General features: G+C 58.2%; 25 protein-coding genes. 17 read left to right on the forward strand and 8 right to left on the reverse strand.

The genetic code is table 11. The features are described from left to right. Positions 1 to 11 precede the first annotated feature (11 nt). Positions 12 to 1673, forward strand: coding sequence for a long-chain fatty acid--CoA ligase (locus tag Q0778_RS09870; RefSeq protein WP_298335758.1), 1662 nt, complete (start codon positions 12 to 14; stop codon positions 1671 to 1673). A gap of 69 nt (positions 1674 to 1742) precedes the next feature. Here the strand turns inward: Q0778_RS09870 and Q0778_RS09875 are convergent, their stop codons facing one another. After that, positions 1743 to 2159: a polymer-forming cytoskeletal protein gene (locus Q0778_RS09875; protein WP_298306363.1), complete on the reverse strand. Its 417-nt coding sequence runs from the start codon at positions 2157 to 2159 to the stop codon at positions 1743 to 1745. A 22-nt stretch (positions 2160 to 2181) separates the two neighbouring features. Continuing rightward, on the reverse strand, positions 2182 to 3369 hold the full coding sequence (locus tag Q0778_RS09880) for a peptidoglycan DD-metalloendopeptidase family protein (protein ID WP_366519537.1): 1188 nt from the start codon (positions 3367 to 3369) through the stop codon (positions 2182 to 2184). 372 nt (positions 3370 to 3741) lie between these two features. Between Q0778_RS09880 and Q0778_RS09885 the strand changes: the two genes are divergently transcribed. The 9 genes from Q0778_RS09885 (at position 3742) to Q0778_RS09925 (ending at position 11538) form a co-directional block, all read left to right on the forward strand. Continuing rightward, complete coding sequence (locus Q0778_RS09885; RefSeq protein WP_298335760.1) at positions 3742 to 5022, forward strand: glutamate-5-semialdehyde dehydrogenase; 1281 nt, start codon at positions 3742 to 3744, stop codon at positions 5020 to 5022. Between the two features lies 1 nt (position 5023). Beyond that, on the forward strand, positions 5024 to 5680 hold the full coding sequence (locus Q0778_RS09890) for a nicotinate-nucleotide adenylyltransferase (RefSeq protein WP_298335762.1): 657 nt from the start codon (positions 5024 to 5026) through the stop codon (positions 5678 to 5680). A 162-nt stretch (positions 5681 to 5842) separates the two neighbouring features. Continuing rightward, positions 5843 to 6217: a ribosome silencing factor gene (gene rsfS, locus Q0778_RS09895; protein ID WP_298336158.1), complete on the forward strand. Its 375-nt coding sequence runs from the start codon at positions 5843 to 5845 to the stop codon at positions 6215 to 6217. 294 nt (positions 6218 to 6511) lie between these two features. Continuing rightward, positions 6512 to 6934, forward strand: a complete 423-nt coding sequence (locus Q0778_RS09900) for a 23S rRNA (pseudouridine(1915)-N(3))-methyltransferase RlmH (RefSeq protein ID WP_298335764.1) — start codon at positions 6512 to 6514, stop codon at positions 6932 to 6934. A gap of 5 nt (positions 6935 to 6939) precedes the next feature. After that, positions 6940 to 8169 (forward strand): peptidoglycan DD-metalloendopeptidase family protein, encoded by a 1230-nt coding sequence (locus tag Q0778_RS09905; protein ID WP_298335765.1) that lies wholly within the window; start codon positions 6940 to 6942, stop codon positions 8167 to 8169. Between the two features lie 138 nt (positions 8170 to 8307). Beyond that, on the forward strand, positions 8308 to 9726 hold the full coding sequence (locus tag Q0778_RS09910) for a S41 family peptidase (protein WP_298335767.1): 1419 nt from the start codon (positions 8308 to 8310) through the stop codon (positions 9724 to 9726). A 32-nt stretch (positions 9727 to 9758) separates the two neighbouring features. After that, a complete protein-coding gene (locus tag Q0778_RS09915; protein ID WP_298306347.1) occupies positions 9759 to 10211 on the forward strand; it encodes a disulfide bond formation protein B in 453 nt (150 codons plus the stop codon). Between the two features lie 34 nt (positions 10212 to 10245). Continuing rightward, on the forward strand, positions 10246 to 10767 hold the full coding sequence (locus tag Q0778_RS09920; RefSeq protein ID WP_298335769.1) for a demethoxyubiquinone hydroxylase family protein: 522 nt from the start codon (positions 10246 to 10248) through the stop codon (positions 10765 to 10767). A 180-nt stretch (positions 10768 to 10947) separates the two neighbouring features. Next, the gene (locus Q0778_RS09925) at positions 10948 to 11538 is read left to right on the forward strand and encodes a hypothetical protein (protein ID WP_298335771.1); all 591 of its coding nucleotides are present in this window, start codon (positions 10948 to 10950) and stop codon (positions 11536 to 11538) included. Here the strand turns inward: Q0778_RS09925 and Q0778_RS09930 are convergent. From Q0778_RS09930 to Q0778_RS09945, 4 genes are all read right to left on the reverse strand, one after another. Then, entirely contained in the window at positions 11535 to 12548 is a 1014-nt protein-coding gene (locus tag Q0778_RS09930) for an SDR family NAD(P)-dependent oxidoreductase (protein WP_298335774.1), read from the reverse strand. The genes Q0778_RS09925 and Q0778_RS09930 overlap by 4 nt on opposite strands. Positions 12549 to 12562: 14 nt before the next feature. Continuing rightward, the gene (gene fabI / locus Q0778_RS09935) at positions 12563 to 13369 is read right to left on the reverse strand and encodes an enoyl-ACP reductase FabI (RefSeq protein ID WP_298335776.1); all 807 of its coding nucleotides are present in this window, start codon (positions 13367 to 13369) and stop codon (positions 12563 to 12565) included. Next, positions 13366 to 14364 carry a YihY/virulence factor BrkB family protein gene (locus tag Q0778_RS09940; protein WP_298335778.1) on the reverse strand — a complete coding sequence of 333 codons (999 nt, stop codon included), beginning with the start codon at positions 14362 to 14364 and terminating at the stop codon, positions 13366 to 13368. The genes fabI and Q0778_RS09940 overlap by 4 nt, the downstream gene beginning before the upstream one ends. 92 nt (positions 14365 to 14456) lie before the next feature. After that, the gene (locus tag Q0778_RS09945; RefSeq protein ID WP_298306326.1) at positions 14457 to 15449 is read right to left on the reverse strand and encodes a DnaJ C-terminal domain-containing protein; all 993 of its coding nucleotides are present in this window, start codon (positions 15447 to 15449) and stop codon (positions 14457 to 14459) included. Positions 15450 to 15678: 229 nt separating this feature from the next. Between Q0778_RS09945 and pdxH the strand changes: the two genes are divergently transcribed. Together pdxH and Q0778_RS09955 are read left to right on the forward strand one after the other, a co-directional pair. After that, the gene (gene pdxH, locus Q0778_RS09950; protein ID WP_298335780.1) at positions 15679 to 16335 is read left to right on the forward strand and encodes a pyridoxamine 5'-phosphate oxidase; all 657 of its coding nucleotides are present in this window, start codon (positions 15679 to 15681) and stop codon (positions 16333 to 16335) included. Next, entirely contained in the window at positions 16332 to 17153 is an 822-nt protein-coding gene (locus Q0778_RS09955; RefSeq protein WP_298306318.1) for a PhzF family phenazine biosynthesis protein, read from the forward strand. The genes pdxH and Q0778_RS09955 overlap by 4 nt, the downstream gene beginning before the upstream one ends. Here Q0778_RS09955 and Q0778_RS09960 read toward each other — a convergent pair whose 3' ends face one another. Then, positions 17154 to 18290: a serine hydrolase gene (locus Q0778_RS09960; protein WP_298306315.1), complete on the reverse strand. Its 1137-nt coding sequence runs from the start codon at positions 18288 to 18290 to the stop codon at positions 17154 to 17156. A 34-nt stretch (positions 18291 to 18324) separates the two neighbouring features. Here Q0778_RS09960 and Q0778_RS09965 point away from each other — a divergent pair, with 34 nt between their 5' ends. Continuing rightward, a complete protein-coding gene (locus Q0778_RS09965; RefSeq protein WP_298335782.1) occupies positions 18325 to 18675 on the forward strand; it encodes a hypothetical protein in 351 nt (116 codons plus the stop codon). On the opposite strand, the gene mnmA is transcribed toward Q0778_RS09965, so the two are convergent. After that, positions 18672 to 19844, reverse strand: a complete 1173-nt coding sequence (gene mnmA, locus Q0778_RS09970; protein WP_298306309.1) for a tRNA 2-thiouridine(34) synthase MnmA — start codon at positions 19842 to 19844, stop codon at positions 18672 to 18674. The two genes, Q0778_RS09965 and mnmA, sit on opposite strands and share 4 nt — an antisense overlap. A 291-nt stretch (positions 19845 to 20135) precedes the next feature. On the opposite strand from mnmA, the gene Q0778_RS09975 reads away from it, so the two are divergent. The 4 genes from Q0778_RS09975 (at position 20136) to Q0778_RS09990 (ending at position 22629) form a co-directional block, all read left to right on the forward strand. Then, the gene (locus Q0778_RS09975; protein ID WP_298306305.1) at positions 20136 to 20459 is read left to right on the forward strand and encodes a hypothetical protein; all 324 of its coding nucleotides are present in this window, start codon (positions 20136 to 20138) and stop codon (positions 20457 to 20459) included. Further along, complete coding sequence (locus tag Q0778_RS09980) at positions 20456 to 20755, forward strand: DUF1153 domain-containing protein (protein WP_298335784.1); 300 nt, start codon at positions 20456 to 20458, stop codon at positions 20753 to 20755. Before Q0778_RS09975 ends, Q0778_RS09980 begins: the two co-directional genes overlap by 4 nt. A 146-nt stretch (positions 20756 to 20901) precedes the next feature. Next, entirely contained in the window at positions 20902 to 21171 is a 270-nt protein-coding gene (locus Q0778_RS09985) for a GlsB/YeaQ/YmgE family stress response membrane protein (protein ID WP_298335786.1), read from the forward strand. A 264-nt stretch (positions 21172 to 21435) separates the two neighbouring features. After that, a complete protein-coding gene (locus Q0778_RS09990; protein WP_298335788.1) occupies positions 21436 to 22629 on the forward strand; it encodes an efflux RND transporter periplasmic adaptor subunit in 1194 nt (397 codons plus the stop codon). The last annotated feature ends 78 nt before the right edge of the window (positions 22630 to 22707 follow it).

Raw genomic sequence — 22707 nt, forward strand, 5'->3', positions numbered from 1 at the left:
ATGCAATTGACATGGTTGTAAATAGTGCCGGCTATCATCACCCCACCGCGTGGGACACTGCGTTTGAACCCCTGACACTGCCCGCCATGCTCGAGCGCACTGTCACGCACGACCCGGACGCGCCGTTTCTGCACTTTATGGGCCGCACCTTTTCCTATGGCGCGATCCATGCAGAAGCGCTGAAATTTGCCGCTGGTTTGATCGAAATGGGTGTCAAGCCGGGGGATCGGGTGGGCCTGTTTCTCCCCAATGTCCCGATCTATGCCTCTGCCTATTACGGCGCGATGATGGCGGGCGCGATCGTGGTCAATTTCTCGCCGCTGTATTCGGTTGAGGAGCTGAGTTGGCAGGTGGCCGACAGTGGCTCCCGCATCTTGGTGACGGTCGATGTGCCTGAGCTTTACGGCACTGCAGCCAGGGTGCTTCAGTCGTCCGAGCTTGAGACATTGGTTGTCGGTTCCCTTGGCTCGATGTTGCCGCTTGCAAAGAGTATTGCCTTCAATCTGTTCAAGCGAAGCCAGATTGCGAAGGTGAGCTGGAGCAATGAGGTGCGCCGCTGGAGCGATGTACTCAGCGATAAGCCCGTAGAGCTGCCCGTTGTCACTCCGGAAGATCTGGCGCTTCTGCAATACACCGGCGGCACCACCGGAAGGCCTAAGGGCGCTATGCTGGGGCACAGCCAGCTTTCCCAAAACGCCCAGCAAGTCGCAGCGATCAACCCCTTTGGTGATCCGCGCGGCGAGGTCTTTATGGGGGCGCTACCGTTTTTCCATGTCTTCGCGAACACATCGCTGTTGAACCATGCCATGGTGACAGGCGCGTCGATTGCGATGCTGCCGCGCTTTGATGCGAAACAGGTGCTTGAGACGATTGAGAAATATGGCGCAACGGGCTTTCCTGGGGTGCCCACCATGTTTCAGGCGCTGCTCGATCATCCCGATTTAACAAAGACCAATCTGTCATCCCTAAAGGTCTGCATCTCGGGCGGCGCGCCCATGCCCGCGCCAGTGCATACCCGTTTTGAAGAAGTGACCGGCGTGCGCGTGTGTGAGGGTTATGGTCTCACCGAAAGCTCGGGGGTTGTCTCAGCGAATCCCTACGCCGGGACCCGCAAGAAAGGCACCATCGGCCAGCTGATCGCTGGCACTGAGGTGATCTTCCTCGACAAAGAAGACCCCAGCAAGCTCGCCCCTGAGGGGGAGCCCGGAGAGCTGGCTGTCCATGGCCCGCAGATCATGCGCGGATATTGGGAGCGGCCAGAGACCGATGCCGATGTCTTTGTCGAGCGAGACGGCAAGCGCTACCTTCGCACAGGCGATGTGGCGGTTATGGATGAAGACGGATTCCTTGCAATTGTCGACCGGATTAAGGACATGATCGCAGTCGCGGGCTTCAAGGTCTTTCCTAGCGTTGTCGAAGATGCAGTGCTCAAGCACGAAGCGGTTAAAGAGGTGCTCGTGATCGGCGTGCCTGATGAGTATCGCGGCGAAGCTCCGCGCGCCTATGTGGTTTTGGAAGAGGGTTCCGACGCGAACGGCGACGCTATCAAAGACTGGCTGAATAAGCGCATCGGCAAGCACGAGCGGGTAGACCAGGTGGTGGTTCGTGAGGACCTACCCAAGACCATTATCGGCAAACTCGACCGCAAAGCCTTGCGCGCAGAAGTTCTATAAGGCCCCGAAACAAAAAACGCCGCCACCCGAGCGGGGGTGCGGCGTTCAGTGTACCCAAAATGGGAGGCGTCAACTCGCGAGGAGTGACTCCTGATCGGCCTTGGTCGGCTCGACCCGCTTAACGGGCTTCGCGTCAGCGACAGGCTTCGCAGCTGCGGCGCGGCTCGCGTTCGGAGCGAAGCGCCCGTCAACTTGCGCGCCTTGTTCGATGGTGAGCGCATCATAATGCACGTCGCCATTGATTCTGGCAGATTTAAGGATCACCAGCTCTTTCGCCGTAATCGAACCTGACACTTTGCCCGACATGCGCGCAGTGTCTGCAACGACTGCCCCGCTGATCGAACTGGATTCGCCTTGAACGACGCTGGCGCATTGGATGTCACCTTCGATTGTTCCGTCGACGTGCAGGTCTGCGGAAGCGGTGACATCACCCTTGATCGTTACGTCTGATCCGATCACTGAGAAGGTGGAATTGGAACTAGCCATGCTTCGTCCTTTAGACTTTCCGTTAGCGCTGGGGGCTGGCGTTGGCGGAGCGACTGGGCTCGGTTGTTCCGCGGGCTTCTTTGAGAACATCGGGGGCACTCTCCAGGAAAGGACGCGGATTGACCGCGCGGCCATTGATACGAACTTCGAAATGCAAGTGGGGTCCTGTAGACCGGCCAGAGCTGCCTAGGCCACCTAATGTGGAACCGGCATCGATAGTTTGACCGGTTTTTACGCCAATACGCGCCAAATGCGCGTAACGTGTCATGATACCGTTGGCATGGGTGATCTCAACGGTGCGACCGTAGCCGCCTCGCCAACCTGCAAAGGTCACCTGCCCATCGGCCGCCGCGAACACCGGTGAGCCATAGGCCCCCTTAAAGTCGATACCCGGATGCATTGACGGACGGCGACTAAAGGGATCGCTGCGATAACCAAAGGGCGAGGTAACGCGCTGGTCACCAGTAGGAATCAGGCGCGGCACGCCCTCAAGTGCAAGCTCGAGTGCTGACATCCGCTCGAGGCTCATCCCCAAACGCTCAAAACGTGGGTCGAGCGAGCCATCGGCCGATGTGGCGAGCAATTGCAGCGGTCCACCCATCGCCTGACGCGCTTCAGCGCGGGCCGCGCGTTCCATGGCACGCGGATCAAGGTTCAGCTTGCGCAAAGCCGCTTCTGCCCGGCGTGCACGCCAGTCAGCAAAACGCGTCATGTTCTCCACATAGGCGAGCTGGCGCGCTTCGATTTCGGCGAGACCTCTTGCCTGGGGGAAGAAGGACCCGACCTGCTCGACTGTCTTGGACGTCTCATCAGAACTGTCGGTCACATTGGTGTCGACCGTTTTGATATCGTCGGGCAGCATTTCCGACATGGCTTCGAGAGCTTCCTGGCGCGCTTCGAGGTCGGTCACGACAGATTCAATATTGCCGCTGTAGGCATCAAGCCGCTGCTGCGCCTTGGCTACTTGCGCTTTTTCCGTTTGGAAAGAGGCGAGCGTGGCTTCGGCGGAATATTTGTTCCATGCCATTACGCTCATCGAACCAGCCCACCCCAAGGCCAAGATGATAGCCGCGGTCGCCGCGCCTTTTTGCAGGCGCGATGAGATTTTTATGAAGCGAACCTGCCCCTGGGAACGCATAAAAAACTCGCGGTCAGGAAACCATTCCTTGAGCCTTTCAGCGAAGCTGCGCTTGGTGTTTTTATCTGACAAAATGCGTTTACCCGAACATTTTTATGTTGTGTTTGAGCGGTACGCTAGCGCGACAAATGTAAAGAATCGAATCCGGAAACCTGCCGAAAGGTTGAATCGAAGCCTTATCGCGGTGAATCGTTCATCCAAGAGAAATCCCCTACAAACGAAATCATATCATGCTCATTGGCAATACGGGGAAGCTCCTCAGGATTTTCCCGTGGAATCACAGTTTCGCCCTGTGCGAGAGCCCTTTTGAGACTCCGATTCGATACCGATTCGCTTATTGAGGCCTCCCCGATTCGCCCCTAAATGCCTATCCGAATTGGGCCAGTAACGCGGCGTTCTCCATGCTGCCTGACACAGCTGCAACCGGCTGCTATCGCGGCACACATGAATAAGATGACTCCCATGCCTCAGACTGAAACTCCCGAGCAGTTGATTGCCGAACTCGCAGGGTCAGGGCGCGCGGCACAAACAATGCTGGCGCAGATGACCAGTGATGCGCGTGCTAAGGCACTGAAATGTGCAGCAAAACATATGCGCGCAGATGCACCAGCCATCCTCACCGCCAATGCGAAAGACATCGAAGCGGGCCGCGCAAATGGTCTGTCCAAGGCGATGCTCGACCGGCTGATACTCGATCAGGCGCGGCTTGAAGGCGTGGCGGCTGCCGTGGAGGCGGTCGCAGATCTGCCTGACCCGGTGGGCGAGATAATCGATGAAAGCACGCGCCCCAATGGCCTTAAAATGTCGCGGGTGCGTGTGCCCATCGGGACGATCGGCATCATTTATGAAAGCCGGCCCAACGTGACCGCCGATGCCGCTGCTCTCTGCGTTCGAGCGGGCAATGCAGCCTTACTCCGCGGCGGAAGCGAAGCGGTTCATTCCAACCGCGCCATTCTCAAAGCCTTCTCTGCCGGTCTTGCCGAAGGCGGTGTTCCGGCAGAAGCGGTGCAGCTTGTGCCCACTCAGGACAGAGCCGCAGTAGGTGCTATGCTGACGGCGAGCGGGTTGATCGATATGATTGTACCGCGTGGGGGCAAGAGCCTTGTCGCGAGGGTCCAAGCCGATGCGCGGGTACCCGTTCTGGCGCACCTCGATGGGGTCAATCACACCTACGTCCACGCCGCTGCTGATTCGGCGATGGCCTGCGAAATTGCGGTCAATGCCAAGATGCGGCGCACTGGCATTTGCGGAGCTATGGAGACGCTCCTGATCGACACCAGATTCGTCGATACTAAGGCGCTTCTGGACGCGCTCCTTCAAGCGGGAGTCGAGCTTCGCGGCGATGGCCGCATTCAGGCGCTCGAGCCCCGCGCAACGATAGCTAGCCAAGAGGACTGGGATACCGAGTATCTAGATAGCATCCTTTCTGTCGCGATGGTCGATGGGCTCGATAAAGCACTTGCGCACATCGCCGCACATTCCTCCAATCACACCGATGCGATCATCACTGATGATGGAGTCGCTGCTGAAAAATTCCTGAACGCGGTCGACAGCGCGATCGTCATGCACAATGCCTCATCGCAATTTGCCGATGGCGGCGAGTTTGGGCTGGGCGCAGAGATTGGCATTGCCACCGGCAGGCTCCACGCAAGGGGGCCGGTCGCGCTGGAAGGGCTCACCACATACAAATGGCTGGTGCGCGGAACCGGGCAGGCGCGTCCATAAAATGCTGACTGGATTGTTAGGCGGGAGCTTCAACCCTGCCCATGGTGGGCATCGGCGCATCACGCGTTTCACCATCGACGCGCTGGGTCTGGACGAGGTGTGGTGGCTGGTTTCGCCCGGTAATCCGCTCAAACCCAAGGCCGGAATGGCACCATTGGCGGCGCGGCTTCGTTCTGCTGAGGAGCAAGCCAGGCGCGCACCCATCACTCCCACCACAATAGAGCGAGACCTCGGCACACGCTACACTGTGGATACTCTGCGAGCGCTTCAGCGTCGCTATAAATCGCGGCAATTTGTGTGGCTGATGGGATCAGACAACCTGGCGCAATTCCACCGGTGGAAAGACTGGCGGACCATCGCACGCACCATGCCGATTGCAGTCATTGCACGTCCGGGTTATAACCAATCCGCTATGACGAGCCCCGCCATGGCCTGGCTCAGGCGCTATTCGGTGTCTGTGCCGGTCTTCCGCAAAATGGGGCGAGAACGCTTGGGGAGAGCGCCGGCACTGGTGTTGTTGCGTTTTGATCCGGACCACAGATCGGCCACGGCTATTCGCCGCGGTAATGCCGATTGGGCTGAGAGATACAACAAGACAAATACGAGCGCGCTTCGCGACAGGCTGACCTTCCGGCAAATCATAGGATCTGATGAATGAGGCCGCTTTTCGGCACCTCGCATCTTTCTTCATTTGGCTTTGGCCCACTTGCACTTCGTTTGGCCCAACCCCACGTTTCACCCTCAATCAGGAGACAAACCGTAGCCTATGACACAGGCAGATACCGCCCCTTTGACAGGAGCAAATTCGCCCGACTTGAAAATGGTGCCCACTATGGCTGACAACGACGGCGTTGATGCGCTTTATGCGCTCGTGATGCAGCAATTGGATGACGATCAAGCGCAAGAGATCGTCTCAATCCCGCTTGAGGGCAAAAGCTCGGTCGCCGATCATATGGTCGTCGCCAGTGGCCGCTCGACTCGGCAAGTGGCAGCGATGGCGCAAAAACTTGCCGAAAAGATCAAGCAGGCAGGCTTTGGCCCGGCGCGCGTCGAAGGTCTGCCTCAGGCCGATTGGGTGCTGATCGATGCAGGCGATATTGTGGTGCACTTGTTCCGGCCCGAAGTGCGCAGCTTCTACAATCTTGAACGCATGTGGTCGTTCGAGGGCGGTGAATTGAAGCAGGGGCGCAGTTAGAGTTTTTGTTCTGCGAAGACGCATCCGCGCCTTCGTCCTCGGTGCAGTTCCCTCTTTTCGCTCCGCTCAATGCGGGGCACCTGCGGGCGCCCGGTCGGGCTTGCGGCCTCACCGAGGCCGTGGTCGCCGAGAACTCGGCGAGGATGCGCTGGTTCGACGCTCTAAGCGTTGCAAGGGCGACTGCCCGCCCGCAGCGGGTCCTAAGCAAAGCGCAGGACGTCTAGCGAGGACGCGCCCGCGGATACGGGTGCGAAAACCAAAAAACCGCTCTCTCTAAGCGAAAGGGTATTTTCTTTGCTCCTACACATCATCGCTCGAGGGAAAATTGCTCGGTCGCCTGAGGCGGAGCTGGTTGCGCGTTATGAAAAGCGGTTGACTTGGCCGGTGAAGCTTACCGAATTGCCCGAAACCGGGGGAAAAGTGCCGCTTCCGCAAAGCCCGCACAAAACCGTTCTCTTGGATGAGCGCGGCAAGGCGCTTGCTTCTGAGAAGCTCGCCTCCACTCTTGAGAATTGGCGGGATACGGGCACGCGCGAAGTCCGGTTTGTGCTGGGTGCCGCCGATGGCCATTCGCAGACTGAGCGTGCTGGGGCAGATCTTCTCTACGCCTTTGGGCCAGCAACGTGGCCACATCTTATGGCGCGCGCGATGCTGATGGAGCAGCTTTATCGCGCCACGAGTATCCTTGCAGGTCATCCCTATCATCGGGCAGGGTAGGATCCATGCGCACAACACACATCCTTGTGGGCCTGACCGGAGCCGCTGCCACCGCACTGCTGTTTGCGGTGCCGCAAGGATGGGCGCAGCGCGACGTGCTCCTACTCGAACCCGAGGAAGCACAGGCCGAACTGACAAGGGCCACTCGCGAAAGCCAGCGCGCAGAGGCGCGAGCAGATCGTTTTAGTGCCGAAGCGGAATCGGCAAGTGATGCGGCAGACAAAACTGCTCGTCAGGCTGCGGCTATCGCTGCGCAGATTCAGGCGGCTGAGGCCAATATCGTGGCCGCCCGAGCGCGGTATTCACTGCTCCAGAACGATCGCGAGGAGCTTTCAAAGCGCCTTTCGGACCGACAAGAGCCTCTGGTTCGTTTGACGGGCGCGCTGCAGACCAGTGCGCGGCGCCCACTGGCCTTGTCTGCACTCCAGCCTGGATCGCTAAAAGACCTGGTCTATGTGCGTGCCGTGCTCGATTCGGCCATCCCCGAGATCCGCAAGCGCACCGCAGCCTTGCGGGCAGAGCTTGACGAAGGTCGTCGGTTGGAGCGCCGAGCGGCGCGGGCTCTCGAATCCCTGAGTGCTTCGGAAGAGGATTTGCAAACGCGTCGCACCGCGCTTGCCGCCCTGGAGGCCCAGCAAAGGCTCGCTTCCACCGAGGCCCGCAGCAACGCCGTGCGAGAAAGCGAACGTGCGCTCGCTTTGGCAGAAGAGGCACGCGACCTTGATGGCTTGGTCGACACTCTTGGTGAAGCCGCAAAGTTGCGCGCGGAACTGGCCGCTCTTCCAGGACCGATCGCGCGGCCCAAAGACCTTTCTGCAAGGGTTGTCGAAGCCGGGCCCACACCAGCGACCACGCCGACCTCAGCCGCGCGCCCGCCGGGCTTTCAGCTTCCCGTTCAGGGCCGTACACTCGCCGGCTTCGGGGAACTTCGTGACAGCGGACTGCGCTCCAAAGGGCTGACGCTTTCGCCTGCGCCAAGCGCGCAAGTGGTCGCACCGAGTGCAGGTCGGGTGGCCTTCGCCGGACCCTATCGCGGTTTCGGGCGAATCGTCATAATTGAGCACCCCGGCGGCTGGACCAGCCTGGTTACGGGCCTTGCCCGGACCAAGGTTGCGGTGGGCGATGAAGTGATTGGCGGTTCGCCTTTGGGCGTTGCCAGCGGTGGCGAAGAGCCTATCAGTCTTGAACTTAGGCGCGATGGAGAGCCAGTTAACCCTCTCAATTACCTGGGTTAATCACGTTGGCGCGTTAACAACTTCGCCAGTCTCCTGCCCCGTGAGGGGACGACGAAACCCCTGGGCTGCCTCTCATCTGGCGTTCAGGCCCGTATTTCTATACACCTTGGACCTCAGACAAGGAGCACATCGCCCATCATGAAAATTGCCGGTCTTCCCATCCCATCACTGTTGCGCGGCGCTGCTTTGGTAACCGCTGTCGCGCTCATTCCCGCCACCACTGCCACCATGGCGCAGGTTGATGGCCGCGCTGGCCCGGAACTCGCCAAGATCTTCGCTATTATGCAGCGTGTTCAGGCCAGTTATGTGGAACCGGTTGAGAATGAGGTGTTGGTACGCGGCGCGATTGACGGCATGTTGGGTGCGCTCGATCCGCACAGTGCTTATCTTGATGGGAGCGATCTTGAGCGTTTGAACACGCTGATTGACGGCAATTACTCCGGTCTTGGCCTTTCGGTTATTCAGGAAGACGGTGCGGTCAAAGTGATCTCCCCCTTCAAAGGCAGCCCTGCTGACAAGATGGGCATCAAGGCTGGCGATTATATCACTCACCTCGAAGGCAAGCTGATCGTTGGCGGTGAACTGGATGATGCGGTTGCGCAAATGCGCGGGCCAGCGGGCACCTCGATCAACCTTACGATTTTCCGCCCTGGGCGCGATGAGCCGCTTGAGCTTAATGTGACGCGCGGTGTGATCGAGCTTGAGCCGGTCACCTACGAGCTTAAGTCGGGCAATATCGGTCATATTTCGATCAATGAATTCTCCGCCGATGTGGGCAGCGATGTTCACAAGGCTTGGCAGGCGCTCCAGAGCGAGGCGACCGGTCGGATGAGCGGGCTCGTGCTTGATCTGCGCTCCAACCCCGGCGGCAGCCTTGATGAGGCCGTCGCGCTGACCGATCTCTTCCTCGAAAAGGGCGAAATTGTTTCGCAGCGCGGGCGTTCTTGGGGAGAAACCTTTGAGTTTCAGGCCGATGATCTGGATTATTATCTACGTCGCCGGGTCAGCCGCAGCGAAGCCCAGATTTTCATGGGTGAGATTGCCAAGAACGTGCCGATGATTGTTCTGATCGATGCAGGCTCCGCTTCTGCCTCTGAGATCGTCGCTGGTGCTCTGCAAGATCATGGTCGTGCTTTGATCATGGGTCAGCGCAGCTTTGGTAAGGGCTCGGTCCAATCGCTTCTGCCTCTGGGCCCGGACTCTGCCCTCAAGCTGACCACCGCGCGCTACTACACGCCGAAAGGAAAATCGGTGCAGGAAGGCGGGATCGCGCCGGACATTCGCGTGCCGCAGCTCTCCGATCCAGACTTCGCCTTGCGCGAGAAGTATCGCACGCGTGAGAGCGATCTTCGCGGCCACTTGGTCAACGAAATCGGCATTTCGGACGAAGACATGGTCGAAGACACCGTTGCCGATCCCCGCTTTCAGCTCACTGCTGAGCAATTGGAAGAGCAGGGCGTTGAGGACTTCCAACTGCATTATGCTCTGGAAACGCTTCGTCGCACGACGGCAAGCTCGGTCGCTCTGCGCACGCGCGGCTCCAATTCTGGCGGCTAGTCAAAACAAACTTCGGTTTTTAAATGAGCATCATGGACGGACTTAACCAAGCGCGCACCCTTGCCGTGCTCATACCGGCTGGTCTTTTGGGCGGCGCATATATCTCTGAGTATGGCTTTGGTCTCTACCCATGTGAGATGTGCTGGTGGCAGCGCTATCCGCATTTTGCCGCTGTCGCTTTGGGCCTCATATCTTTCGCAGCTCAGCCTGCGCGGGTTTGGGCAGCGCTCGCCGGGCTCGCTATCATTACGTCGGGCCTGATTGGCGGATTTCATGCGGGTGTCGAATATGGTTGGTGGGAAGGCATCACGGGATGCTCAACTTTACCATCGGCAATCGACGTTATGGACGTGAACGCGGCTCCAATAGTGCGCTGTGATGTTGCGCCATGGGATTTGTTTGGCATCTCACTTGCGGGTTGGAATTTCCTGATTTCTTGCACTGGTGGTGCGGCTGTTGTGGCGCTGGCCGCGTATAAGAAGTAGGACTGGCTTCAGGCGATTTTTGAAAGGCCACTCAATGGACCGTGATGAACTCCACCGTATGATCCGCGTCGATCAAGCCGGCGAATTTGGTGCAACGCGCATCTATGAAGGGCAGCTGGCCGTAATGGGTGACCGTGGCCCACATTCGGCGGAAATCCGCCATATGGCCGATCAGGAAAAGGTTCACCGCGCCAAGTTTGATGAGCTTATGGCAGAGCGTGGCGTTCGTCCGACCGCTTTACAGCCATTCTGGCATATCGCTGGCTATGCGCTTGGTGCTGGCACGGCTTTGCTTGGGCCTGAAGCCGCCATGGCGTGTACGGCTGCGGTCGAAGAGGAAATCGACAAGCATTATTCCGAGCAACTTGACCGGCTTGCCGAAACCGATTCGGAGCCAGAACTGGCAGAAATGATCGAACAATTCCGCGAGGAAGAACGCGAGCACCGCGATGCCGCATTGGAACACGGCGCCGAGAAGGCGCCTGCCTATCCCTTGCTTTCGGGCGCAATCCGTTTGGGCTGTAAAATCGCGATCAAGGTTAGCGAGCGGGTATAGCCAGCCCTGAAAAGGTGCTGGGCTAAGCAATTGTTTGAGGCTTGGTGTATCGATCCGTTCGCCAAGGCCGTAGATACATTTGTGATCTTCGATTGAGCGAAGGCCACAAAACCCTTCAGTAGTCGTTCACTCGGCGCTATCTAAGGGGCAGAAATGCTCCCTTTCCGAATAGGAAACACCATGACGAAGCTCTCGCGCCTTGCCCTTATCGCCCCCTTCGCAGCGCTTGCCGCTGTTCCCGCTGCCGCGCAGGATCAGGCTGGCGATCGGGTAAATCTGGTTATCGCCTATAGCGAAGACGAATGTCCCGAGCAGACCGCCGAGAATGAGATCGTGGTTTGTCAGATCGTGGTCGAGGCTGATCGCTATCGCATCCCATCGAACCTGCGCACCAGCAATTCGCCGGAAAACATCACCCAGTCTCAGCAATTTGAGAAGGTTCGCTACATCGGTGAGTTTGGCGCCTTCTCTTGCAGTCCCGCAGGAGCAGGCGGGTTCACGGGCTGTACGCAGCAATTCATTGAAGCGGCATTTGATGAGCGTCGAAGGGGTGAAGGTGTACGCTTTGGCCAATTGATCGAGGAGGAACGTCGCAAGCGTCTCGAAACGATCGATGATGATGCCGCCGCTGAGCAAAGCCGCGTCGAGCAGATCGAACGCGAATATCTTGAGCGGCTTGAGCGCGAACGCAGTGCCCCTCTTGCGGGTGAGCAAGAGCTGCCTGCCACTGTGCAGGGCGAAGTTGATGTGCCTGATGAGGGGCCGAACTAAACCTGATAGTAGTCGCGATACCACGCCACGAATTGGCGAATACCCTCGCGAACGTCGGTTTTGGGCGTGTAGCCAGTCAGCTCTTTGAGCAGCGTCGCATCGGCCCATGTCGCGGTCACATCACCCTTTTGCATGGGCATGAAATTGCGGATCGCCTCGCGCCCGCATTCTTCCTCGATTGCATCGACGAAATCGGTGAGCTTCACCGTGTTGTTATTGCCGATATTGACGACGCGATAGGGCGCGGCGGGTGAGAGCGAGTCCCACTCAGGAATATCCTCTGGAGTGTCGGGCCGCACAGGCGCTGCGTCGATCAGCAGACAAATTCCGCGTGCTAGATCAGTTACATAGGTAAAGTCGCGATGCATCTCACCATGGTTGTAAATGTCGATGGGCGATCCTTCGAGGATTCCGCGCGTGAATTTGAAAGGAGCCATATCGGGCCGCCCCCATGGGCCGTAGACCGTGAAGAAGCGGAACATGGTCGTGGGCAGGTTCCAGAGGTGGGCATAGGAATGCCCCATCGCCTCGTTCGCTTTCTTGGTCGCAGCATAGAGAGTAAGCTGGTGGTCGGTCTTCTCATGCTCGTCAAACGGCATATCAGTGTTCGCACCGTAGACTGAACTGGTCGAAGCCATCAGCAAGTGGTCGACTTCCAACGCGCGCGCGCATTCCATCACATTGAACGTACCGACAAGATTTGCATCGACATAGGCCCTTGGGTTTTCGAGCGAGTAACGCACGCCGGCCTGTGCGGCGAGGTGCACGATCACATCGGGTTTATGCTCCATCGCAAACTCGTGGAGCGCATCAAAGTCCTCGAGCATCCCGACTTTGCAGGAGAAATTTGCATTCTGGAGAAGCATCTGATGCCGTCGCTCCTTGAGCGCGACCTCATAATAATCGGTCAGCCCATCATAGCCGACTACGCGAAACCCTTGATCGAGAAGAGTCTGCGCCAAGTGGTAGCCGATAAACCCGGCGGACCCCGTGATAAGGACGGTGCGCATCGACCGAGCGTGGCCTAGCTAACCGTGATGTCCGGCGCGTCCACCTGCTTCATGCCGACGGTGTGATAGCCGCTATCGACATGGTGGACCTCACCCGTGACACCGGAGGAAAGCTCGGAAAGCATGTACAGGGCTGCGCCCCCGACATCCTCGAGAGTTGTGGTCCGCCTAAGGGGCGAGTTGTATTCATTCCATTTGAGGATGTAGCGGAAGTCGCCGATCCCGCTCGCTGCCAGAGTCTTCACTGGCCCTGCGCTGATCGCGTTGACGCGGATATTGGCCGGTCCAAGGTCATTGGCGAGATAGCGCACACTGGTCTCAAGCGCGGCCTTGGCAACGCCCATGACGTTGTAATGCGGCATGACCTTTTCAGCACCGTAATAGGTAAGGGTCAGGATGCTCCCGCCTTCTTCCGGCATCAGTGCCGCAGCGCGCTTGGCCACCGCGACAAGCGAATAGGCCGAGATGTTCATCGTCAGCAGGAAATTATCGAGGCTGGTGTCGACATATTTGCCGCGCAACTCATTCTTGTCGGAAAAGCCGATTGCGTGGACCACAAAATCGATCGTGCCCCAGCGCTCTTTGATCGCATCAAAACCAGAGTCCAGCGATGCCATGTCTGACACATCGCATTCGAAGGTGAAATCGCTCCCAAGCTTTTCGGCCAAAGGCTTCACACGCTTGGCCAGAGCATCGCCCTGATAGGAAAAAGCCAGCTCAGCGCCGTGCTCTGACAGCTGCTTTGCAATTCCCCAGGCAAGGGACTTGTCATTGGCAAGCCCCATGATCAGACCCTTTTTGCCTTCCATGAGTTTGGTCATGCCGTCTCTTCCCCTTCGATGTCTTGCGCACCCCCGAAATCGTCTTCCGGTTCGGCGAGCGCCGCGTTCAGTTCTGCTCCGATAACGAGCCCGAGGCCAACGAGCCAGAAAAAGAACAATGCGATGATGATCCCGGCCATGCTGCCATAGATCAGGTCATAGGTAAAAACGCTGCGCAGAATGGGCGGCATTGCCGCTGTTACACTCAGCCACCAGACAGCTGTAAAGGTTGGCCCCGGCCACTTTGGGTAGATCTTGCGCCGATACTGAGCCGGGGTCAGCGTGAAAAACAGGAGATAGAGCGAAACGCCAAGCCCCAGTGCTGGCACAATGCGGGAAATCCGCAGATCCATCACAACTTCGGAAAATTCAGGCAGATAGCTCAGGATCATCTGCTGGATGGTCCCAATCAGTACGCTTGCAAAGAGCGACACCATCAAGAGCACCACCGCTGCTATGATAAATGCTGCTGAAAGCAAACGTGCCTTCCAGAAGGCGAGGAGCGGCTGCGTTCCATAGGCGCGGCGCAGGATATCGCGGATCGTCTCCACCAGGTTGGAGACCGTCCACAGCGCCACGCCTGCACACAGCCACAAGAGCCAACCCTGAGGGGCATCGACGATCTCCTCAGCCACCGAGCCGATCACGCCGCCAACCGTGGGCGGCATGGCAGCGATCACGGTATTGACGATTTCGAGCGCCCGACTCCGGCCGCCCACGATTTCGAACAGGGCAGCGCCAATGATGAAGAACGGGAAGATTGCCAGCATTGAGAGATAGGCAAGGTTGCCCGCGTGGATAAAACCGTCTTGCCAAGTCCCCACAGCGGTGCGCCGGATCACTTCGAACACCCTTGTGCCAGGGCCAATATGATGCGCGACCCTGATGAAAAGGCCGGGCTGGGCCCCTGCATCAGCGAAATCTGACGAAAAACGCACCGGCTGCGAAAGTGCTCTCAATCGACGCGCTTCGGGCGAAAGCGAGCGAATTTCCATCCGCACATGGGAATGGTCTCTCAGGCTGTGATCAGCCGTATCGTTGAAAGGCGATGAGTGTCCCACGTCTGAGCTTGCTCTGGCTTTTGCGCTTATAGCCCGAACTTCGAACGGGGCTTTGCTGGGTCTTTCCAATCTCCCAGCTTGTCTTTGAGCGCGTCCAAATCCTCCGGCATCTGTATCTCAAGCGTCACCAGCTGATCCCCGCGAGCAGGCTTGTCGCCCGTGCCCGATTTCTTGGTCCATCCTTTGCCGGTGAGGCGCATAACTGTGCCGCCATTTGCGCCGGGTTTCAGTGTAAGCATGACCGGGCCGTCCACGGTCGGGCACTTGACCTTGCCACCAATGACCGCCTCATCGAGCGTGATCGGCAGATCCATCCGAATATTATCGCCATCGCGGCGGAAGAAGGGGTGTGGGGCGACTTCGACCATAACGATTCCATCGCCATTGCCGCCAGGTCCCGAGTGTCCTTTGCCCTTAAGCCGCATTTGCGTGCCGTCTTCGACTCCGGCTGGGAGCTTTAAGCTGATCGCCTTGCCGTCGGCCAATGTGATCCGCTGATCTTCGCCAGCCGCCGCTGCGACGAAGGGCACGGCGAGCCGATACTGAATGTCAGCGCCTTTCTTGGGCGGAGGAGGGCGATTGCCGCTAAATCCACGCCCGCCAAAGCCGCCTCTGGGAGGAGGCTGAGCCGTCCGGTTGCGACCGCCGCCAAACAGGCCCTCGAACAGATCGCCCAAATCCATGTCTTCGGTGCCAAAGCCTTGGAATTCCTGGTCACGAAAACCGCCGCCGCGCGCGCCTGCACCACTATAACCACCTGGGCGACCACCACCCATGCCTGCAAAGGGGTTCAGCGGATTGCCATCGGCATCGATCTCACCCCGGTCAAATTGTGCGCGCTTGTCCTTATCTGACAGCAGGTCATAGGCCTTTGTCGCATCAGAGAATTTCTCTGCCGCCTTGGGATTGTCCTTATTGCGGTCAGGGTGCAGCTCTTTGGCGAGCTTGCGATAAGCGCTCTTGATCTCCTTTTCGGAGGCCGTGCGTTGAACGCCAAGGGTGGAATAAGGATCGCGCATGGTGTCTTAGCTAGGTGAGACGCTCCTGAGGTGCAAGCACCGACTGGCATGCTTTGCTAGGGAATATCTTTCCTACCGCGCTTCCACACTCTATCTCGCGGCATATGAGTTGTCTGAGCTGCCCAATTGGACGCATTATGCCGCGATTTTGGGGCAGGAAGGTTTTTCTCCTTTAGACAGTGTCTCAAGTGTCTCAAAAGGCACCGCCCAATTGCAAAAGGTTTTTTAGATGAGTGACGCGCCCAAACTAAACGAAGCTCAGTTGGCCGACAGCGTTATTCCTTCTGGCGCAGACCCTTATGCGCTGTTTAATGCATGGTTCGCCGAGGCGAAAGAGAGTGAGCCCAACGATCCAAATGCGATGGCATTGGCGACCGCAAACACAGATGGGATGCCTTCGGTACGCATGGTGCTTTTGAAAGGACATGGGGCAACGGAAAGCGGCGAGGGTGGCTTTACCTTCTTCACCAATGCTCACAGCCGCAAGGGCGGTGAGATCCGCTTAAATATGCAAGCAAGTCTGTTATTCCATTGGAAGAGCCTGCGCCGTCAAATTCGCATCGAGGGTCCCTTGGAAGAGGTCACACCCGAGCGCGCCGACGAATACTTCCATTCGCGGCCCTTTAAGAGCCAAGTCGGTAGTGCAGCGAGTGAACAGTCTCGCCCGATGGAGCAGCGGCAGGACTATCTCGACCTGGTGGAGGCGTTATGGGCTGAGTATGAGGCTGCCGGTAAGGTTCCACGGCCCAAGCATTGGACCGGTTTTACCCTAAGGCCGCAGCGGATCGAATTCTGGATCGACCGCGATAATCGCCTTCATGATCGCCGCCAGTTCGATCGGCCACACAGTGGCGGCGATTGGGTGGACACCCTGCTTTACCCGTGACGCAAGAACTCACAATCGGCCCTATTCCCTACTGGCACATTGATGCCTTCAGCGCCGCGCCTTTTGGCGGCAATCAGGCGGCAGTGATGGTTCTGGACGAATGGCTGCCGGATGAGACCCTGATCAACATTGGGGCCGAGAACAACTTTGCTGAAACCGCCTTTCTTGTGCGTGATAAGACTGGCGAGGCTGATTGGGAGCTGCGCTGGTTCACTCCCACTAGCGAAATTCGCCTGTGCGGTCACGCGACCTTGGCCAGCGGGCATATGCTTCTGACGCGCGATGCACATGACAAAAGTCGCGAGCGGGTGACTTTTCGAACGCGCCAATCCGGCATTTTGGAAGTGCGGTGTGCCGGTGAGGGCTACGAAGTTGCGCTTCCGGCAATTGCGACAGAGCAGGGCGAATGGGATGAGGCGGCGCGGCTTTTGGGTGGTGAACCACAAAAGATGCAACGAAATGCGCTTGGCTACAATCTCTTCCTATACGAGAATGAGGCGGCAATCCGCGCGCTCGAACCGGATTTCCGTGGCCTGGACGCTCTGGGCGATGAGCTGTTCGTCTGCACCGCTCCTGGCCGCGACACCGATATTGTGAGCCGCGTGTTCGTGCCTGCCTATGGGATTGACGAAGACCCCGTGACCGGCGGGGCGCATGCGGTTCTAACGCCGTTTTGGGCGGCGAAGCTCGGACGCGAGAGCTTCACTGCATTCCAGGCGAGTAAGCGCGGTGGCTCACTCAGCTGCCGGATTGATGGTGAGCGGGTTTGGCTCGCTGGGCCGTGTGTGACGGTGGTGAAAGGCGAATTCTACCTCTGACTATTCGCTTGGATAAAGCGCCAGCACATCGGCTGCCTCGCCCAGCATGGCGACACGCTCTTCGCGGTTCGAGTGACCGAGCCGCACTAATGTCAGCTTCTGATCGGGAGAGACGAGAACATATTGCCCCATATGACCGATAAGCGAGAACAGGCTCTGCGGCGCACGGTCCGGAAATAGGGGGTGGGGCCATTTGAGATCGGGATTGGGCCGATTGAGCCAGATTTGATAGCCATAATGCGAAGACGCAGGACTAGGCGTGAGCATCTTTTCGACCCAGCCGCTGGGCACCAATTGCTCCCCACTCGGCGCTTGGCCACCGGCGCGAAGAAACTCACCGAACTTGGCATAGTCGCGCGCCGATGCGTGCATCAGGCTTCCGCCGATCAAAGTGCCCGATGCGTCGAACTCGGGGAGCATCGAAGTCATGCCAAGCGGGCCGAACAATCGCTCTTCAAGGTAACTCGCCACAGCCAAGCGCCGCGCATCTGGGTCATCGCTGTCGGTCAAAGTGCTGGCTGCAATGTCGGCCAAGATCACGGTCGTGTTAGAAGAGTATTCGAACATCTCACCGGGCTCCGCCTCAAGCGGCTGTTCTTTCGCCCACTTGGCCATATCATCGCGGCCATCAAGGAAGAGCATGCGCACCTCGGACGATTCATAGGGCGGATCACCGGCCTCTGTGTGTCTCAATCCAGCCCGCATCTGAAGAAGGTGCTCCAAGGTGATATCGGCACGCGGATCGCCGCTTCGCTGCCATTCTGGGACAGGGGCGGGGGCCTCTTCGCTAAGCAGACCATCTGCCACCAACATGCCGACCAGAACGGCGGTGACAGTCTTTGCCATCGACCAGCTGATGTGGCGGGTCTCCGCATCATAGCCTTCGGCATATCTCTCAGCTGCGACCTTGCCATCGGCGAGCAAAAGCACCGCACGAGTTTCACCAAGACCTTCCTTGGTGAACAGCTCGTCCACTGCACGAGCCAACTGATCCTTTGGAGCGCCCGCATCCTGGCTGACAGAGTCAAGCGCCTCCTGGGTCAAAGGCGGCAGAGCGTCGGGCGAGCCCGCACCACATGAAGCAAGGGCTGGAAGACAAGTGAGGACAGCGATAGAAGCTTTGAAACGAGCAGTCATGGCCTCTCAATCGAACAAGGACACATCCAAAGCAATGGCAAATTCAGCGGGCCGACAAGGCTCATCCAAATCAAGCATCGCCTTGATAGTCATTCTAATGTTGGCCATAGGGATCGCCGCGTTGGCCTGGTTCAACCGCGAACCGATCCAAGGCTATGCCGGCGTGAGCACCAGCTATGCCGCGAGGGTTGCGTGTTCGTGCCGCTTTGTGGCGGGACGCGATCTGGTCGATTGCGCGAAGGACAAGCTTGCCGGCATGGAAATGGTGTCGCTCAGCGAGAACCCGGAGGCGCAGAGCGTGACCGCGAGCATTCCCTTTGTGAACGCAACCACTGCGACCAATCGCGCAGGTTATGGTTGCGTGCTGGAAAGCTGGGACAGCTAGGACGCGACAGAAGTCGTCGCATCGATCCATCCGCCACCGATAACGCGCTCATCGGCATAGATTACCGCGGCCTGCCCGGGGGCGACACCGAATTCGGGCGTTGCAAAGCGGATACGGGTTGCGGCTCCATCGCCAAATGGTCCCTCGAGAGTGATCGGTACCGGCTTAGCGAGACTGCGCACCTTGGCTGTGAGCTCCGCGCCTTCAGGAACATCGCCAATGCAATTGGTTTCGATCACTTCAGCGCTTTCGACCGCCAGCATGCGCTTTGGACCCACGCGCACTTCGCGGGTATCAGCGTCCATGCTGATGACATAGAGCGGCTCGGGCTGGCCGCCTATTTCGAGACCTTTGCGTTGGCCCACTGTGAAGTGGATGATACCTTTGTGTTCGCCCAGTGGCTCACCGGTGGCAGCATGGACGATTGCACCCGGCACACCGCCTTCGGGGCGCATCTTGGTGACAATCTTGGCGTAATTGCCATCGGGCACAAAGCAGATGTCCTGACTGTCGGGCTTCATCGCGTTCCGAAGGCCTGCAGCCTCAGCAAGCTCACGAACTTGTGTCTTGGGCAAGCCGCCGAGCGGGAAGCGAATGTAGTCCAGCTGCTCCTGCGTCGTGGCATAGAGGAAATAGGATTGATCGCGCGTAGGATCATTGGCGCGGTAGAGATGTGGTCCACCTTCGGCCTCGACCCGGCGTACATAATGCCCGGTCGCCAGGCAATCTGCACCCAGCTCGCGCGCCATGCGGAAAAGGTCGGTGAATTTGGGCCCCATGTTACAGCGAATGCACGGCACTGGCGTGCGCCCGGCAAGATATTCGTCGGCAAACTGCTCGACTACATCTTCGCGAAAGGCGCTCTCGTGGTCGAAGACATAATGCGCAATGCCCAGCCGGTCCGAAACCGCGCGCGCATCGGCAATGTCATCGCCCGCGCAGCACGCACCCTTGCGGCCCGTTGCTGCACCATAGTCGTAGAGCTGCAGGGTAATCCCGATCACCTCTGCGCCAGTGTCTGCGGCAAGTGCAGCGACCACGGACGAATCGACACCGCCGCTCATCGCCACCACGATTCGGCACTCAGATGCCGGACGCGGCAGGTCGAACAAAGCGGCCGTATCAAGCCCAAAATGGGAGCTTTTTGTAAGGGTCTCAGCGCTATTCATGATCGAAGCGGCATATAGAGATGACTAGGCCGAATGACTAGTCGCACGCGACTTTCCGCCTGAGGTAATTGATATCACAGGATTTTTCACCATTGGCCCGGTGCAACCCTGGCTTGCCATCTGCCCCGGGACTAATCCTAAGCAGTGGTAAAGCCCAGTTTTACCACATCTTGACATCCGCCCCCTATACCTTGGCCCATGTTCGAAAACGCTAAGCCCCCAGCGATTCTTTCTGAGACGTCTAACTCGCACCGAGAAACGGTGCGGAGCGACGCTGTGGGAGCGCCTCCTTTGCGTGAATTGGAATGGGGCGAGCTGACCGCACGGTTGAGTGCGGCTCGCGATCTGCGTCAGGTTCTGCAGGCGGATATGGGGGCCGAAAATGGCACGAAACATCTGGGCTTCACGGACGCGGCGGCGCAATTTTTTCGAGCAAACTCAGAAGACGAACGGTGCGTTAACCCTAATGCTTTAGAGGCCCGAAAAGCCTCGTCGGGCATGAAAGACAAACCAAATCGCGAAGCGGATATTGATGGCTCCTTTGCGGAAAATGACAGTGCGGATGGCGTCGCGAGCGAGCGATGCGAGCCGGGCGATGCGAGAGAAGAGCAATGATTGAGAATCAGGATATCAGACCGGCACAAGTGATCGGCCCATTAGGGGAGCCGCTGACGGTTAATGATTTGCCTTCGCCATCCACCAAGCGGTGGGTCGTGCGTCGCAAGGCCGAAGTCGTGGCTGCGGTCAATGGCGGCCTGCTTACGATCGACGAAGTGCTCGAGCGCTATGGCCTAACTCTCGAGGAGTTTGCTTCATGGCAGCGCGCAGTGGATCGTTCCGGTATGCAGGGCCTGCGCGTCACGCGCATCCAACACTACCGTGACCTGTATGAGCGCCAGCTCAAATACTAACTGCGACGCAGTTCGGAGCCAGTCGCGACCACCGTTTTTGCAAAATCACATTTCTCTCTGACGCAATTTTGCGCTAATCCTCTTGAACACCCGGTTTGGAATCACGCCGATTGAGCGTGATGCAGGGTCGAATAAGGGGAAGCAAAATGGGATGGATTGTCGCACTTGTCGTTGGTGGTGTTGCTGGTTGGCTTGCTAGCCTTGTGATGAACCGCGATGCATCGATGGGCATTTTCTGGAATATTGTTGTTGGTTGCGTGGGTTCGGTCATCGGCAACATGATTGTTGGGCCGTTGCTTGGAATCACCGGCAGCGTGCAAGAATTCTCGCTAACCGGTCTCGTGGTAGCGGTTGTAGGCGCGGTTGTGCTACTTGGCATCTTGAACCTGATCCAGCGTGGACGCGTGCAGGGATAAGGCTTCGCTTCTCACAGAAGGCTAAGCATAAGAATTTTCGAGGCGGTGCAGCGCAATTGCCTGCATCGCCTTTGGTTTATTTGCAGGACATACGCCTTTGCCATTCGTCTAGGCTCAAAGTCATCGGTCGAGGGGTGGATTGCCCTTTTTTGTGCTATGGCTAAGAGGGATTGTATAAGGTGACTTATGTCTATAATACACCAGGGCAGGTTCATCGGGCCATGCCCATCGGACGAAGGGTGTCACCGTTAAAAGGCAGGCGGAATGAATTACGCAACGACTATTACAGCTGAAGCGCAGGATGACATTCCTGCAGATGCGCTGACGCGGTATCAGCAGCAGCAAGGCTCGTCCTTAGGGAAGAAGCTGCTCATTGTCGGTGGCGGGCTGATTGCGCTTTTGCTTGCAATTGGCGCCTACTTTGCACTCGCGGGTGGGGATCCGGTTGGTGCCGGTGACGACAATTCTCAGGCGCCGGTTGTGACAGTGATCGCTCCAGGTCGCACCAGCGTGAGCGGCACGATTGAGGCACCCGGTACGATTGCCGCGCGTCGCCCTATGCCGGTTGGTGTTGTGGGTGAGGGTGGTCAGGTGCTTTCGGTTAGAGCCGATGCGGGTGATTGGGTCGGCCAGGGTCAAGTGCTCGCCGTTATCGATCGTTCGGTTCAGACCCAACAGGCAGCTGCGCAAGAAGCGCAAATTGGTGTCGCTCGTGCCGATGCTGAGCTGGCTCAGTCCAACCTGGATCGTGCTCTTCAATTGGTTGAACGTGGTTTTATCTCAAAGGCAGAAATTGATCGGCTGACGGCAACGCGCGATTCGGCCATTGCTCGCATCCGGGTCGCCGAGGCACAGCTTGGAGAATTGCGTGCACGCGCTGCACGATTGAGCGTCGTCGCTCCTGCCGCTGGATACATTTTGGAGCGCAATGTTGAGCCCGGCCAAACTGTGGGTGGGGGGTCTGGTGCCCTGTTCACAATCGCGCGCGGTGGTGAATTTGAGATGCTTGCGGACCTCGGTGAGACGCAGCTTGCATCGCTTTCTGTTGGCGTTTCGGCCGATGTTGTTCCGGCAGGTTCGGACAAAAGTTTCTCGGGTCAGGTGTGGCAATTGTCGCCGATCGTGAATGAGCGCACCCGTCAGGGCACCGCCCGTATCGCTCTGTCCTACCAACCTGAATTGCGTCCCGGTGGCTTTGCCACTGCTACTATTGATAGCGGCACGGTGACCGCCACGGTTCTTCCTGAAAGCGCCGTTCTGGCGGACCCTAAAGGTAGCTATGTCTATGTAGTTAACGAAGACAACGAAGCGATCCGTACACCCGTTACCACAGGGATGGTCACGCCGCAGGGCATTGCGATCACTGGAGGATTGAATGGAGACGAGGCGATTGTGCTCAGAGCTGGCGGGTTCCTCAATCCTGGTGAGACCGTGAGCCCCAGGCGAGAAGAGGACTGATCGGCATCTTATGGCGCGATCAAACCGTATGCTTTTTGACGCACCTTTTAGTCGCCGCAGAAGACAAAGGCAGACAGG

The sequence above is a fragment of the uncultured Erythrobacter sp. genome, assembly GCF_947502395.1.
In the GTDB taxonomy this organism is placed as follows: Bacteria; Pseudomonadota; Alphaproteobacteria; order Sphingomonadales; family Sphingomonadaceae; genus Erythrobacter.